Annotated in this window: 12 protein-coding genes; all 12 read left to right on the top strand. The window is 56.4% G+C overall.

Annotated features, from left to right (window positions below; all coding sequences use genetic code 11):
* The first annotated feature begins 73 nt into the window (after positions 1 to 73).
* The 12 genes from LAO21_16910 to hfq all read left to right on the top strand — a co-directional run bounded on the left by LAO21_16910 (position 74) and on the right by hfq (position 15,573).
* A complete protein-coding gene (locus LAO21_16910; protein ID MBZ5554401.1) occupies positions 74 to 2,512 on the top strand; it encodes an ATP-dependent Clp protease ATP-binding subunit in 2,439 nt (812 codons plus the stop codon).
* A 101-nt stretch (positions 2,513 to 2,613) separates the two neighbouring features.
* On the top strand, positions 2,614 to 5,676 hold the full coding sequence (gene bamA / locus LAO21_16905) for an outer membrane protein assembly factor BamA (GenBank protein MBZ5554400.1): 3,063 nt from the start codon (positions 2,614 to 2,616) through the stop codon (positions 5,674 to 5,676).
* 92 nt (positions 5,677 to 5,768) lie between these two features.
* Positions 5,769 to 6,359 (top strand): OmpH family outer membrane protein, encoded by a 591-nt coding sequence (locus LAO21_16900; GenBank protein ID MBZ5554399.1) that lies wholly within the window; start codon positions 5,769 to 5,771, stop codon positions 6,357 to 6,359.
* A 303-nt stretch (positions 6,360 to 6,662) separates the two neighbouring features.
* A complete protein-coding gene (fabZ, locus tag LAO21_16895; GenBank protein ID MBZ5554398.1) occupies positions 6,663 to 7,112 on the top strand; it encodes a 3-hydroxyacyl-ACP dehydratase FabZ in 450 nt (149 codons plus the stop codon).
* Positions 7,113 to 7,200: 88 nt separating this feature from the next.
* Positions 7,201 to 7,971 carry an acyl-ACP--UDP-N-acetylglucosamine O-acyltransferase gene (gene lpxA / locus LAO21_16890; protein ID MBZ5554397.1) on the top strand — a complete coding sequence of 257 codons (771 nt, stop codon included), beginning with the start codon at positions 7,201 to 7,203 and terminating at the stop codon, positions 7,969 to 7,971.
* Between the two features lie 42 nt (positions 7,972 to 8,013).
* Positions 8,014 to 8,823: a UDP-2,3-diacylglucosamine diphosphatase LpxI gene (lpxI, locus tag LAO21_16885; GenBank protein MBZ5554396.1), complete on the top strand. Its 810-nt coding sequence runs from the start codon at positions 8,014 to 8,016 to the stop codon at positions 8,821 to 8,823.
* Positions 8,824 to 9,120: 297 nt separating this feature from the next.
* Entirely contained in the window at positions 9,121 to 10,089 is a 969-nt protein-coding gene (locus LAO21_16880) for a Gfo/Idh/MocA family oxidoreductase (GenBank protein ID MBZ5554395.1), read from the top strand.
* A 464-nt stretch (positions 10,090 to 10,553) separates the two neighbouring features.
* Positions 10,554 to 11,534 (top strand): TonB C-terminal domain-containing protein, encoded by a 981-nt coding sequence (locus tag LAO21_16875; protein ID MBZ5554394.1) that lies wholly within the window; start codon positions 10,554 to 10,556, stop codon positions 11,532 to 11,534.
* An 86-nt stretch (positions 11,535 to 11,620) separates the two neighbouring features.
* The gene (locus LAO21_16870; GenBank protein ID MBZ5554393.1) at positions 11,621 to 13,375 is read left to right on the top strand and encodes a SpoIID/LytB domain-containing protein; all 1,755 of its coding nucleotides are present in this window, start codon (positions 11,621 to 11,623) and stop codon (positions 13,373 to 13,375) included.
* A gap of 140 nt (positions 13,376 to 13,515) precedes the next feature.
* Positions 13,516 to 14,334 carry a hypothetical protein gene (locus LAO21_16865; protein ID MBZ5554392.1) on the top strand — a complete coding sequence of 273 codons (819 nt, stop codon included), beginning with the start codon at positions 13,516 to 13,518 and terminating at the stop codon, positions 14,332 to 14,334.
* On the top strand, positions 14,331 to 15,284 hold the full coding sequence (gene miaA, locus LAO21_16860; GenBank protein ID MBZ5554391.1) for a tRNA (adenosine(37)-N6)-dimethylallyltransferase MiaA: 954 nt from the start codon (positions 14,331 to 14,333) through the stop codon (positions 15,282 to 15,284). Before LAO21_16865 ends, miaA begins: the two co-directional genes overlap by 4 nt.
* A 22-nt stretch (positions 15,285 to 15,306) precedes the next feature.
* A complete protein-coding gene (gene hfq / locus LAO21_16855; GenBank protein MBZ5554390.1) occupies positions 15,307 to 15,573 on the top strand; it encodes an RNA chaperone Hfq in 267 nt (88 codons plus the stop codon).
* Positions 15,574 to 15,593: the final 20 nt, after the last annotated feature.

Below are 15,593 nucleotides of genomic sequence, written 5' to 3'. Positions count from 1 at the left end.
TGCTGACTCTGTTGGCGCTCTAGCCAGGGGCATTCCGCCAGCGCGGATATCTCGAACCAAGGATTTGGATTCTATGTTTGAACGATACACTGAGAAGGCCCGCCGTGTCATCTTTTTCGCCCGTTATGAAGCCAGCCAGTTCGGCAGCCCGAACATTGAGACCGAGCACCTGCTCCTGGGTCTGTTGCGCGAAGACAAGGGGTTGACGAACCGCTTCCTGCGCTCCCACGCCGGGATCGAGTCGATTCGAAAGCAGATTGAGGGCCGGACCATCTTACGGGAAAAGGTTTCGACCTCGGTCGATCTGCCGCTAAGCCAGGAGTGCAAGCGGGTGTTAATGTATGCCGCGGAAGAGGCCGAGAAGCTGGGATCCAAGCACATCGGCACCGAGCACCTGCTGCTCGGACTCTTGCGGGAGGACCAGTGTTTCGCCGCGGAGCTGCTGCGCGAACGTGGCCTGAAGCTTTCGGCGCTGCGCGAAGAACTGGCGCGACAACAAAGCGAGAAGGCCCCGTCCAGCAAGCAAAAGGAAACTCCCCTGCTGATGGAATTCAGCCGGGACTTGACGCAGGCGGCGATGGACGGGCAACTCGATCCCCTCATCGGACGGGAAAACGAAGTCGAGCGGGTGATCCAGATCCTCTGCCGGCGCACCAAAAATAATCCGGTGCTGATTGGAGAACCCGGAGTCGGCAAGACCGCAATCGTGGAAGGATTGGCCCAGCGAATCGCCGACGGGCTGGTCCCTTCTTTTTTGGCCGAGAAGCGCGTCCTGGCCCTCGACCTGTCCCTCATCGTGGCGGGCACCAAGTACCGCGGTCAGTTCGAGGAACGCCTGAAGACCATCATGAAGGAGCTGATTGAAAATCAAAATGCGATCGTGTTCATCGACGAGCTGCATACCCTGGTGGGCGCCGGTTCTGCGGAAGGTTCGCTGGACGCCGCCAATATCCTGAAGCCTGCGCTTTCGCGCGGTGAAATCCAGTGTGTCGGGGCCACCACACCCGGGGAGTTTCGAAAATCGATCGAGAAAGACCGCTCGCTGGAACGCCGCTTCCAGGCCGTGAAGGTGAACGCTCCCAACGAGGGAGAGGCCATCAAGGTTCTTTACGGGATCAAGGAGCGGTACGAGAAATTCCATGCCGTCTCTTATGCCGATGAATCCATCGAGGCCGCGGTGTACCTGTCGAATCGGTACATCTCCGACCGGTTCCTGCCGGACAAGGCCATTGACCTCCTCGACGAGGCGGGGGCCCGGGTCAAGCTCCGCCAGACCATGCTCCCCGACGAAGTAAATGAATCCCAGCGCAAGATCAAATTCTTTGTGACCCGCATGGAAGCGGCCATCCAGAATCACGAATTCGAGAAGGCGCGCTTTTATAGCGACGAGGAACGACGCGAGCGCGAGCACATGAAGCAACTGCGCGAAACCCTCAACCTCGATGACAGCCCGATGGGGGTAGTCACCCGGGCGGAGATTGAAGAAGTGGTGGGACGGTGGACCGGCATCCCCGTGACTTCGATCAAGGAGGAAGAGAGTGCCAAACTGCTGCGCATCGAGGAAGAACTCCACAACCGCGTGATCAGCCAGGACAGCGCCATTTCGGCCCTGGCGCGCGCCATCCGGCGCTCGCGCGCCGGATTGAAGAACCCGATGCGGCCCGTGGGCTCGTTCCTGTTCCTCGGCCCCACCGGCGTCGGCAAGACCGAGATGGCCCGCACCCTGGCCCATTTTCTGTTCGGCAGCGAGAAGGCCCTGATCCGGTTCGACATGTCCGAGTTCATGGAGAAACATTCGATCTCGAAGCTGATCGGCTCGCCGCCGGGCTATGTGGGATACGAAGAAGGCGGGCAATTGACTGAGAAGGTGAAGCGCAACCCTTATTCGGTCATTCTGCTCGACGAAATCGAAAAGGCGCACTACGATCTTTTCAATATTCTGTTGCAGGTTTTTGAAGACGGCCAGTTGACCGATGGCCTGGGCAACACCGTCGATTTCAAGAACACCATTATCGTGATGACCTCCAACATCGGAGCCCGCTACCTGCAGAAGCGGGCCACCATGGGATTCCAGGCCCCTTCCGATGATCTGAGCCAGGGAAAAATGGAAGAAATGGTGATGGGAGAGGTCAAGCGGATTTTCAATCCCGAATTCCTCAACCGGCTCGATGAAATCCTTGTATTCAATGCCTTGGGAGATGACGATCTGCTGAAAATCGTTGAATTGCTGGTCAACCAGATGAACCTCACCCTGGCCCAGCGCAAGATCGAGGTGGTCCTGGCGGATGATGCCAAACGGTGGATTGTCGAGAAGACCTGCCTGGACCGCTCCTATGGCGCGCGACCGCTTCGCCGGGCCCTCCAGAAGTATATCGAGGATCCCCTGTCGGAGGCCCTCATCCACAACCGGCTTCACCCCGATTCAAAGCTGGATATCTTTCTGGAGAATGACGGGCTCTATTATCGGATCCCGAACGCAACCGAGGTTGAGGCGGTGTTGCTATACAAATAATTCGCGAAACAACCTTCGGACTCCAGTTTTCATCATCTAATAGGTTGGTCCTGCATCCCGGCATCCTTCACTCGGGATAAACTTATAGGTGGGAGGAATCTTTGTTCATTTCATTTCGAGGGCAAAGGACGAAGTTCGCCCTGAGCCTTGTGGTAGCGATGCTGTCCGCGCTGACGTGGTTTGCTTCCGTTCCCGTGGTCGCTCAATCGGCCCCGCCCTCAAGCCAGGAGCCACCTAAACCCGCGGCCGGCGACCAGAAAAAGAACCCCTCCCAGGAGAAGCCCGACTCTCAGCAACCCGAGAAAAAGCCGGAGGAAAAAAAGAAGGAGGGTGCGCCCGCTCCCTTTGAACCCATCCCGACCGCCAAGCCCGAGCAGCCCCCAAAGCCCGCACCCGCGCCCGCCGCTGGGCCCACCGCGCCGGAAACCGGCCGGCCTGCGGTCAACCCGGTCATCGAGGATATCATCATCACAGGGAACCGCCGCGTCCCCAAAGAAACACTGCGCGCGCGAATCCTGACGCGCAAGGGGGACCCCTTTGATGCGGATGCCCTCCGCCGCGATTATATGGCGTTGTGGAATACCAACCTGCTGGACGACATCAAGCTGACCACTGAAGGCGGGACCAAGGGAATCATTGCGACCTTTACGGTCAAGGAAAGGCCGTTGGTTCGAAAGATCGAATATGAGGGCAACAAATCGATCACCCGGTCTGAAATCCTCGATCGATTCAAGGAACGCAAGGTCGGACTCTCCCAGGAGTCCCAGTATGATCCAACGAAAATCAAGCGCGCGGAACAGGTCCTCAAGGACTACCTCGCGGAGCGCGGACGCCAGTTTGCGAAGGTGACCCACGAAGTCAAGGAGGTCCCCCCGTCTTCGGTGGAACTCACTTTTATCATCGAAGAGGGCCCCAAGGTCAAAGTGGGAAAGATTGAGTTCGACGGAAACACGGTTTTCTCAGACGGCACCCTGGTGCGTGCCATGAAAAACGAACGCCCCAAGGGGATTCCCCCGTTCTTCTATCTGTTTCACGCCACCTACGATAAAAATAAGATGGCGGAGGACCTGGAGCGGGTCCGCAGCCTTTACCAGGACAAGGGCTACGCCAAGATGATTGCCCAGGAGCCCAAGACCGAGCTGGAAGACACCGGCGCCCCATTGCTCCGAATTCCGTTCATCAGCTCATCGAAGGGCGGAAAACGGGTCAACGTCCTGATTCCCGTCGAAGAGGGGGCCCAATATCACATGGGCCAGCTCACCATCACGGGCAACAAGCTGTTCAGCGAGGAACAGCTCCGGACCGTCATTGGACTGAACACGGGCGACATCTTCAGTGTGGGAAAGATCCGCAAGTCCTTTGAAAATATTCGCAAGGCGTACGGGGAGCGGGGTTACATCAACGAGACGCCGGTCCCCGATCAGACTTTCGACGACGATAAGAAGACCGTCGATTTCGCCATCCGGTTTGAGGAAGGGAAGCAGTTTTTTGTCCACCGGATCGAGTTTTCCGGAAACACAACTACGCGGGACAAGGTGATCCGGCGCGAGATGCTGCTGGACGAGGGGGACGTTTACAACACCCGCCTCTGGGATCTGAGTCTGCTCCGGATCAACCAGCTGGGATTCTTTGAGCCGGTGAAGGCGGAGAAGGATGCGGATGTCAAGCTGAACGAGCGCGACGGGCAGGTGGATCTGACCCTGAAATTGAAGGAACGGGGAAAGCAATCGATCAGCTTCAATGGCGGGGCGAGCGGCGTTGCCGGCACGTTTATCGGGCTGACTTATCAGACCAACAACTTCCTCGGACTGGGTGAAACGCTCACGGTCCAGTTGGAAGGAGGAACGCGGCAGAAGAATTTTTTGTTCGGATTCACGGAACCTTACTTCCGGGATCGGCCGTTGACAACAGGATTCACGATCTTCACCCGCAGCTTCCGCTTTGACCAGGCCCGCGAGACGGCGCTGGCCCTGGGACTCTCCTCCACGGATTTGCTGGGGGATCCCAATAACCTGCAGCAATATACTCAGGATTCCTCGGGATTTACCCTGTTTGGGAGTTACCCTCTCCGGCCGTTCACCCGAGTGGGGCTGACCTTCGCGTTGGAGAACTCGTCGCTGACAAACTTGAACGCGGCAGCCCAGCAATTTTTCAACTTGCTGACGTTCAACAGCCTGGGGGGGCCCAGCGCATTGTCCAACATTCGCTCCCACAAGGTCACTCCCTCCTACTCCTTCTCCACCGTGGACCACCCTTTCACACCGCATTCGGGCAAGAGCCTTTTTGTGGCGATGGATTTTGAGGGCTCTATCCTGGGAGGCAACGTCAGTTCGTATCGGCCGGTCATCGATTTCAAATACTTTCACCCCGTGAACAAAGGCCGGCATGTCGTGGGAATCCACTTCCTGGGATCCTTTGTGTCGGGGTTTGGTTCAACGACCATCCCCGATCCTTCCCATCCGGGACAGTCGATTACGACCCCGCTCGTGGCTGCTCCGTATGAGAGGTTTTATACCGGGGGAGAGGATTCCATCCGTGGATTCGACATCCGGGCGGTTTCTCCCATTGCCCTTTTCCCGCAACAGGTATCGTTCGCAGAGCCGTTGCTGGATGCGGCGGGAAATCCCATATTCACCCCGGACGGCCGGCAACAATTCAATTTTCAGTCCTTCCAGACGAGGCGGCTGATCCAACCCGGCGGCGACACGCAGCTCGTGGTCAATGCCGAATATCGAATCCCTCTCTTTGGCCCGGTCACGCTGGCAGCCTTCGCAGATGCCGGCTCGTCCTTCGTCCTCAAACATTCACAATTGACCCTCTCGACCCCCGACGTGTTGGGAGACACCAGTGTGCCCCTGCTCAAAGGAACCAACCTGACGCTGCGCTCCTCGGTGGGCCTGGAGCTGCAAGTGGTGCTTCCGGTGGTGAACGCGCCGTTCCGCCTCTATTATGCGTTCAACCCTTCGCGCTTGAGCACCACCTTCACGCCGCCCGGATTCATTCCAACGGATCCATTTACGCGCAGTCGGGTGAGTGACATCTCCGTACTCTTCAATGATCCCAATTACTTTAAGACCCAAGTCCTGGCTTCGCCGTTCTTGTCACCCATTTCAATCAAGGAACCATCACGCACCATCCGATTCTCAATTGGTCGGACCTTCTGACACCCCGCGACTGGTCGCATCGAAGGACAGGCGGAGGGTCTTTGACAAAAGGGCCTCGCTCCAATTATTATCCTTCGGGAGGAGATACTGAATTGACAAGAAAAAACCTAATCCGGATTACCCTGATGGTTGTCGCTTGTGGCCTGAGTCCCCACCTGGCACGGGCGCAAGCTCCCACAAAGATCGCCATCATTGATATCCAACAAGCCATCGCGAACAGTGAAGAGGGGAAGAAAGAGTCCTCTGTCCTCAACGCAAAGGCCACCGCCAAGAGGGCCGAGCTTGAGAAGATGCAGAAGGACATTGAGTCCATGCAGAAACAGCTCCAGGATCAGGCCACCACCCTGAACGACGACGCCAAAGCGCAATTGGCGCGGCAGATTGACCAGAAGGGCAAGGACCTGCAGCGCCAGCAACAGGACGCACAGGACGAATTTCAGGGCCTATCCCAGGAAATTGTCAGCCGAATCGGGCGCAAGATGCTGAAGGTCATCGAAGTGTACGCGAGTGAGCAGGGCTACACGGCCGTACTCGATGTCTCTTCTCCTCAAAGCGGAGTACTCTGGTACGCACCCACATCGAACATTACGACCGAGATCATTCGTCGTTACGATGCGGCGAGTGCCAAGCCGGCGACCCCCGCGGCCAAGCCCACACCGACTCCACCTCCGCCTAAGAACTAGAGAGGCTCAAGGATGCACCCCTCGAGGGTCGTCGTGTGTTCCTTCCTTTCTTTCTCCCGAGGCAAAGCGTGATCCTGGGCGAGGATTCACTCTCCCAGGATCGATTCTCTTTAAAGCAAAGTCTGCGCAGGCCGGGGGCATGCTTCGGCCCCTCTCGAAGCAGGGTCGGCGCCGCCGGAGCGGTGGACGGATTGACTCTTCGGCCTGACGGCGCGACTTCTCCCGATCCCGGGTTGATTTGGTGAATCAAGAACGGTAGACTTTGGGCGACCGATCAACGTTGCGATGCCGCAAAGGAGTTCCATGAGCCTGGACATCAACCAAATCATGAACATCATTCCTCATCGATATCCGTTCCTGCTGGTTGACCGGATCGAAGAGCTCGTCCCGGGGGAGCGCGTGGTCGGCCTGAAGAACGTGACCATCAATGAACCGTTCTTTGCGGGCCATTTTCCGCAGGCCCCCGTCATGCCGGGGGTCCTGATTCTGGAGGCCATCGCCCAGGTAGGTGCGGTTCTGGTGCTGAAGGACCTGCCCGACCGAACCCAGAAGCTGGTTTACTTCGTTGCCATCGAGTCGGCAAAATTTCGCCGTCCCGTCCTGCCGGGCGACCAGTTGCGCATCGAGGTGACGGTGGAATCCATGCGCTCCAAATTCGGAAAGATGCGGGGCGAGGCCTCCGTGGATGGCAAGCTGGCCGCCGAGGCGCAGGTTACCTACGCCGTCGTCGATCGAGAGAAGGCGCAGGATTAGCCCGGAGAAAATACCGGCGCTCACCGACAGGGAGGCAGGCGAATCTCCATCATAAGGAGTTGAATCCCCTCACTTGAAGACACGTTTAATCCATCCGACCGCCGTCATCCATCGCAAGGCCAAGCTGGGAAAGGGAGTTGCTGTCGGCCCTTTTTCAATCCTTGGTGAAGATGTTTCCATCGGCGATTTCACCGAGATCGGCGCTCACGTCTCGATGGAAGGTCCCACCAGGATTGGGTCTCATTGCAGGTTTTTCCCCTTTGCCTCCATCGGTCATCCTCCCCAGGACCTGAAATACAGTGGAGGGCCCACCTCCTTGAAGATTGGAGACCATAATACGTTCCGGGAATTTGTCACCGTGCATCGCGGAACCGAACAGGGCGGCGGTATTACTTCAATTGAAGACCACAACTATTTTATGGCCTATGTGCATGTGGCCCACGATTGCCACCTTGGAAGCCACATCATCCTGGGCAATGCCGCAACCCTGGCAGGGCACGTTACCATTGGGGACTATGCCACGGTGGGCGCGTTCAGCGGCGTCCACCAGTTCTGCCGGATTGGACCTCACGGGTTCGTTGGGGGATACTCCGTCATCACAAGGGATGTCCTTCCCTACTCCAAGACCGTGAGCGAACGGGGAACCCATGCCTATGGGGTAAACTCGTTGGGACTCAAGCGAAGAGGATTGACCACGGAAGCAATCGGCCAGCTACATCGAGCGTTCCACGTGCTTCTGGCTGAAAAACTGAATACGTCCCAAGCTCTCAAGAAAATAAAGATTGAGAAGAACCTGTCGGAGGAGGTGAAAATTTTGATCGACTTTGTCGAATCCTCCGAACGTGGGGTAATAAAATAAGCAGCGACGATCCACCGGCCAACCCTACCGATCGAGTGTGCCATGGAAAGATTTGGATTGATTGCAGGCAATGGACAGTTTCCCTTTCTCGTTCTCCGTGCCGCGCGGCGCCAGGGCCATGAACTGGTCGTGGCCGCGATCAAAGAAGAGGCCTTCCCCGAATTACAGAGCGAGGCCAGGAGCATCCACTGGCTTTCCATCGCCGATCTCTCCGGCTTGATCCAGTGGTTCAAGAAGGAAGGTGTCACGAAGGCCATCATGGCGGGACAGGTGAAACATAAGATCATTTTCAGCTCCATCAAGCCCGACTGGCGATTATTGAAGCTTCTCACCAGTCTGAAACATAAGAACACCGACGCTTTGATCGGAGGGGTGGCAAGGGTTCTCTCCGATGAAGGAATCGATCTCATCGATTCCACATTTTTTCTGAAGGATTTGATTCCTCAACCGGGTGTTCTCACCCGGCGCAAACCCAATTCCGAAGAGAAGGCCGACATCGAGTACGGGCGCGGGATCGCCAAGGCGATTGCCGGGATGGATCTCGGGCAGTGTGTGGTGGTCAGGAACTGCGCATGCATCGCGATTGAGGCCATGGAAGGAACGGACGCCGTCATCCGACGTGCGGGGGAGCTGAGTCGGGGGGGACGGATGACGGTGGTCAAAGTCAGCAAGCCGAACCAGGACATGCGGTTTGATGTGCCGGTCGTGGGAAAGGCCACGATCGAGCTCATGGCGGAATCCAACGCCTCGGCCCTGGCACTCGACGCTGGAAAAACGCTGTTGCTCAACCGCGACGAGCTGCTGGCCCTGGCAAACGAAAAGGAAATCACCATCGAGGCATTCCCGCCTTGAAGCAAGTTCAAGGTTCAAAGTCTAAAAGGCCAGTTCCAAGTTCCAAGTTCCAAGTTCAAGGTTCAAGGTTCAAGGTTCAAAGTCTAAAAAGCCAGTTCAAAGTTCCAAGTTCAAAGTTAAGACTTCCAAATTCGCAGTCAAGATAATGTTCACTTTTTGTGCGACTTCTGACTTCTGGCTTCAGGCATCTGACTTCCGTCTTCTGGCTCCCGGCCTCCGCTACCTGAAACCCGGCACCTGATACCCGGCACCTATTAATCATTTCCCGCTTTCATGGCTTTCCCGGAGACAAAACGCATGAGTTCAGAATCACAGAAACTTCGTGTGGGGGTGATCGGCGTCGGGAGTCTTGGCCGGCACCACGTGAGGATCTATTCACAGATGGCCGGCGTGGAATTGGTCGGGGTGGCGGACACCAACCTGGCGCGAGCCGAGGAAATTGCGTCGGCGAATCATACGCATGCCTTTGACGATTTTGAAAAGTTGTTTGATCGGGTGGATGCCGTCAGCCTGGCTGTTCCTACGGTCGATCACGCCTCAATCGGAACTCGGCTTCTTGAACAAGGGATCGACGTTCTGGTGGAAAAGCCGATCGCGGACTCCGTCGAACACGCCGACGGGTTGATCGAGGCCGCACGGACTCATCGGCGCGTTTTGCAGGTGGGGCACGTCGAACGATTCAACCCGGCAGTCACCGCAGCAAGAAAGATTCTCAAGGGGCCCAAGTTCTTCGAAGTGCACCGGCTGAGCCTGTTTACTCCGCGAAGCCTGGATGTCGATGTGGTGCTCGACCTGATGATCCACGACCTTGACATCGTGCTTTCGTTTGTTGAAGCAGAGGTGGCAGACATTCGAGCCGTTGGACTTCCGATCCTCACGCCCCGGGTCGATATCGCCAATGTGCGTCTCGAATTCACAAACGGCTGCGTCGCCAACCTCACGGCTTCCCGCGTCTCCACCGAGAAGGTCCGTAAACTAAGGTTTTTTCAGCCTAACGATTATGTATCCATCGATTACACCCGCCAGGAAATGTTGGTTCTGAACCTCGGCCGCAGCGAAAATGGGGAGGCGAAGATTGACGGGCGCAGGGTGGCGGCCCCTCTGGAGGAACCTCTGAAGCTGGAATTGGAGTCCTTTGTGCAGGCCGTGCGGAACCGGTCCGTACCAGTCGTGACCGGTGAGGAGGGACGACGGGCGTTGAAAGTGGCGTCAGACATTGCCAGGAAAATCAAGGAGCACTCCAGCATCGCGTTAGGAACAAATTAGACCGGATTGAGCGCTCTTTCGGTCCTTCCATTGAGATCCCGCCGTAACCTCCCGCGAAACTTCTACGTCCTACTTTGCATCCAAAGAAAGGTGCGACCGGGTTGAAGTCCCGGAAAGCGTGGAAAACCCTGAAATTGGACATTTAAAATGCAGGAGGCACAGACAAACCGCCCTGTCTGGGATGGTCTGACCTGACGAGTGTGAAATCTCGGGTTCGACAGGCAAAAATGACCATCCTGCGGAAGCGCTATTCAGGGCAGCATACTTTGCCGTCGAATTCAAACACGGCGGCGTCTAGGGTCCGCGGTCGTCCCCTCGGGCACTCCATTGAACCAGGCGGTTCGGCATGGCCCTTTCAAAACATCGGAGCGATGCGAACTTGGAAGGAATCTCCTCCTGCCCAACCTGAGAAATCCAATTAATGATAAAATGCCAGCTGAATATGGGTTTTTTATAGACTGAGCATGCCAAAAACGGAAGAGCTCCACCTGATTATCCTGCTCGAAAAGGAACGCGACTCGGCGCGGCGGCGGGAGTCTGTTCTATTTTCCATCATCCTCCACCTCGTATTCGTCATCGTCGTCGTCGTGAATCCGAAATTTCTGTCCTTTTTGAAGTCCGAGCCGCCGGTTCAGGAAAAACAGCAGGAACTGACGGAACTTGTTGCCCCTCCACCATTTGAAGAACCAAAGCCGGCGCTGCCTCCGCCCCCCGTGCGAGGCCACCTCTCCGCGCCTCCTCCCACCACCCCCAAACCCGGTGGCGGATTTGAGGCTCCTCCAATCGTCAAGCAGGAACCGTTGCCCAAGCCGGACACAGCACAACTGCAAAAGCCTGTGGAGCCTCCTCCCGGGCAGCAACAAAAAGGAGGGGTTCAGACCGAGCCTCAGGACCAGGCGAAATTGAATGTCCCCCAGGGGCCAACCCTGGAGGACCTGAGCTCCTTGGACAGGAAAGGCAGGAGTGATTTGAAAATTCCAGGTGAGTCTGCAGGGAAGAGCCTGGAAGATGCCATGCGCGAATCGGCCAAAAACCGCGGGGCGGGGGGGATGGGATCGGGATCGGGGCTGAAGGGACCGCAAAGCGGCCAGCGACCTGATTTGAGCATCGATGAGCCCATCATTCTCTCCGATACCTACGGGGTCGATCTCGACCCTTATTTGCGCCGCATCTATTTCATTGTCCGGGCAAACTGGTACTCCCTGATTCCGGAGTTGATTTACACGGGGCGCAAAGGGCGTGTGACCATTGTCTTCGATATTCAGAAGAACGGCCGGATCCTCAACATGAACGTGGTGGCCCGGTCCGGAACCGGTCCTTATGATAATGCCGCAGTGGGTTCGCTAAATATGTCGACCCCTTTGCCGGCCCTGCCCAATTATTTTCCGGGTGATCACATTACACTTCAGTACACCTACCTGTATAATCTGTCTCCGCGAACGTAGGGCAAGAAGAATGCTCAATGGGACGCTTCAAGCGAGCTGCGGCCATGGAGAAGACGACTATGGGTCTGGATGGACAGGGTAGATGAATGGATCAATTCCGTCGCGTCCTCATCTTCGTGCTCCTTCCCATCGCTTTCCTCGCCGATGCATGTAAATCGCGTCCCGTACCACCCCCTGTCCCGCATCCCCCGACCGCCTCCGCGGGGGGTCCTTCACAGCCTCCTCCCGCTCCAAAGGAACCGAAGGCGCCGCGCCCGGCTCCAGCGGAAGTTGAACCCAAAGCAGAAACTGCACCCGCAGCCAAGCCGGTCTCCCGCGGCATCCCGCGATGGATCCGAATCGGCTTGGCCAACGATCTCCGCACCGTTCAAATTACATCCAAAGGGAGACTCTTAATCGAAAATCTCCTGGAAGCGAACCAGCCTTCGAATGTGGCAGAACGTCGGGTCGCCCTCTCGTTATTGTCCTCGCAAGTTGAAAGCAACCCGTCGGTCCAAGCTGCCTCCGCTAACCTCACGCGGAAAGGTCCCATCTATCGAATTCAGGTTGCCTCCTTTCGCGAGGCCAGCCGGGCCGACTCCTTGAAGCGGGAACTCGAATCCCGATTCGAGGTTCCCGTCACCATCACCTACAACGACTCCACAGGAACTTATCGGGTCCGGGTGGGAGAGTGTGCTTCGCGGGTAGAAGCAGAAGAACTCGGAGAGCAATTGCAGGAGGCCGGATACGCCGAAGGCTGGATCGCCAGCGAAGAGGGCATCCGTGTTCCGGCGGACGCCCGCCGTTCAGAAATTCGACCTGCTCCACCGGCGATCGCTACCTCAACCCTGGAAATTCATACCGAAGGAGACCGTGGGCTGGCGAGTGTGGCGCTTCCTGATCCCCGGCTTGCACCCGTGGGCCTTTTGAGGATATCGCCCCAGGACCCCCAAGACCTTCTCACGTTTGACCACCTCGCCTATCGCGGAACGATCGAACTCGTCGAAAATGCGCGCGGAAAATTCAATGTCGTGAACATCCTTGACCTGGATGATTATCTGAAAGGTGTGGTTCCTAATGAAATGCCTCCTTCGAAGTTCGATGCCATCGAAGCCCTCAAAGCTCAGGCCGTCGCGGCAAGAACCTATGCCCTGAAGAATGAGGGGAGGTTCCGGCGCGAAGGGTATCAGCTCTGTGCCACGATCGCCTGCCAGGTGTATCGCGGGGCCGACTCGGAAAGGCCTCTCAGCACCGAGGCCGTCGAGGCCACCCGGGGGATCGTGATAGAATACCACGGCGAGTTGATCGACTCACTCTACACCTCCACGTGCGGGGGGCACACGGAAGATGCGAAGAACATTTTTCGAACCATGGATGCGCCCTACTTGCGAAGCGCCTCCTGCCCTCCCGAAAACGCCAGTGAGATTGATCCGCGGCTGGTGGAGGTGTCAGGCTACCATCTGAAATGGACGGTTCATGTCACACGCGCGGATCTCGAAAAAATCCTGCGCAAGACGTTGCCCCTCGATGAACTTGTCGACCTGGAGCCGGTGGAATACGGGATTTCAAGCCGAGTGATTGAATTGAAGGTCAAGGGCCGAAAGCAGAATTTTACCCTCAAGGGGTTGGAGGTAAAATCCGCCCTGGGACTGAAAGATAGTCTGTTCATCCTGGACCGGGAGCGCGACCGTCGAGGCAAGATTGAGGCCTTCGTATTCATTGGCCGCGGATGGGGACATGGTGTCGGGATGTGTCAAACCGGGGCCTACGGGCTGGCGCGAGAAGGGCAGAACTTCGAATCCATATTGAAGACCTATTATTACAACGTCGATGTGGTCAGGGAAAACACTCGTGAAAATTGAGCGTGTACAATTTCGGGGGCTCCTTCTTCTCGCCATTGTCATGATGCTATACCTGTTGTACAAAATCTGGTCCCTGAACCTTTGGAACCACACAACCAGTTCTTATTGAACGCAGGGGATTCGACCTAATGCGCACATGGATGACTGAACGATTCCGGACTCACTGGAAAAACGCCCTCGGATGCCTGTGGCTGATCGTCTCCACCTCGGCCGCCGTCTTGGCAGCGGAAGACCCTCGAATCAAAGCCCTCAACAACTTTCTCTGGACCCGGACCCAGGCGAACAACGTCATTGAATACACTTACATGACCGATCGTTTGAAGGACTACTATCGCGGAAACAAGAGAGTCAAGATTCGGCACGAATCCGGTGTTTTGCTTAGCTTTCGCTATGATCCGAACAAGATCGAGGCCAAGGAGGGAGACAAGAGTTTTGAAGTGGATGTGGTTGGAATCTGGAAGAATCTCAACGATCATCTAATCGGCGAAATTGATGAACGGGACACCTTTATCCAGACCCCGCGCGGTTGGTTGGCCGACAAAATCAAGTTCGGTGCGGAGCGCGAAACGGCAAAGGCCATCGTGGACGGATACGAAGCGCCCAAGGAATATCGGGACCCCCTCCGGGTACTGAAGATCGTAATGCGGGCCTGGGCCGACCGCGACGGCGACACGGCGATGCGGAACACAAGCATTGATCTCGGTCAACAATTCCGTTCTCCGGACGAACTGCGACAGATCTTCATCGGGCTTTCGAATCCACATCATGTGGCCTATGCCATACGACGGATCTCCTCCATCGACCGGGACAAGGCCGAATTTGACGTGGATATGTATGAGATGGTGACCGGCGATCCCCGACTGATCTCCAGCAAGGTTCGAGTCGCTGTCAAACGATTCAACTCAGCGTGGCTTGTGGATGGCTGGACCCCCGAAAAGAGCAATGTTCCCGCTCCATGACAAACCCTTCTGAACCGCCTCCATACCCGCTGGTCGCGCTGGTTGGACCAACTGCCAGCGGAAAATCCGCTCTCGCGATGACCCTGGCTACGAAGCTCGGGGGAGAGATCATCAATTATGATTCCATCCAGGTGTTCAAATACTTTGACATCGGAAGCGCAAAACCTTCGCCCCAGGACCGGGAGCGGGTCCCTCATCATTTGATTGATCTGCTGGAACCCCACGAGCCCTTTACCGCGGGAGAATTTGCACGCCATGCGCGAACCGTCCTCGAGGAGGTACGAAGACGACGGCACCTTCCCATCCTGGTGGGAGGCACGGGACTTTACCTGCGGGCCTTGCTCGACGGGTTGTTCGAGGGTCCCCAGCGAAATGAACATCTTCGTGAACAATTGAGGGCTCGGGCGCAACAAAAAGGAGTCCCCCATCTCCACCGGCTTTTGAAGCGTTGGGATCCCTTCTCTGCCTCGCGAATTGCTCCCCAGGACAGCCATCGCCTAATTCGCGCCCTCGAGATCTTCCTGACCACAAGGAAAGCGCAATCCGAATACTTTCTTCAACCCCGACAGGCCCTGAAAGGATTCTCCATTATCAAAATCGGCTTGAATCCCCCGCGAAAAGAGTTATATACTCGCATTAACGATCGAGTCACTGGGATGTTCAACCAGGGTTTGCTGGCGGAGGCTAAGACAATTCTGAGTCAGGGCGTTGCTCTCTCGGCCAAACCGTTTCAATCTCTAGGATACAAGCAGGCAGGAAGGTTATTTCTCGGACAACTGGATCCTCCCGCGGCGGTGGTTGAGGCACAGAAGGCAACGCGTCATTATGCAAAACGCCAGATGACTTGGTTCAACAAGGAGGGGGGGGTGACTTGGTTTGTTGGATTCGGAGATGATCGGACCGTTCAAGAGCAGGTTTTGAATTTTTTGAAGTTCATTGCAGGCTCGTAAGGGCCCTGCTGAGGAGGGTACTGTGGACAACAAGGTGGCGCAGAACATCCAGGACGCTTTCTTGAACAACGCCCGGAAGGAAAAACAGACCGTAACAATCTATTTATTAAGCGGGGTGAAACTGACGGGCCGCATCAAAAGTTTTGATAAGTATTCGGTCATTCTCGAGGCCAGTAATCAGGACCAATTGATTTTCAAGCACGCTATTTCAACGGTCGTCGTGGCTCGGTCAATATCCAGTCAAGCGCCTCCTCCCGTTGCGGCGCCGACGACTGCCAATGTGAGTTAGGTGGGATCCAGAGTTACTTC

The sequence above is a fragment of the Terriglobia bacterium genome, from assembly GCA_020073085.1.
GTDB lineage: Bacteria > Acidobacteriota > Terriglobia > JAIQFV01 > JAIQFV01 > JAIQFV01.
The sequence above is the reverse complement of the archived record's forward strand: the minus strand, read 5'-3'. Positions and strand labels throughout refer to the sequence as shown.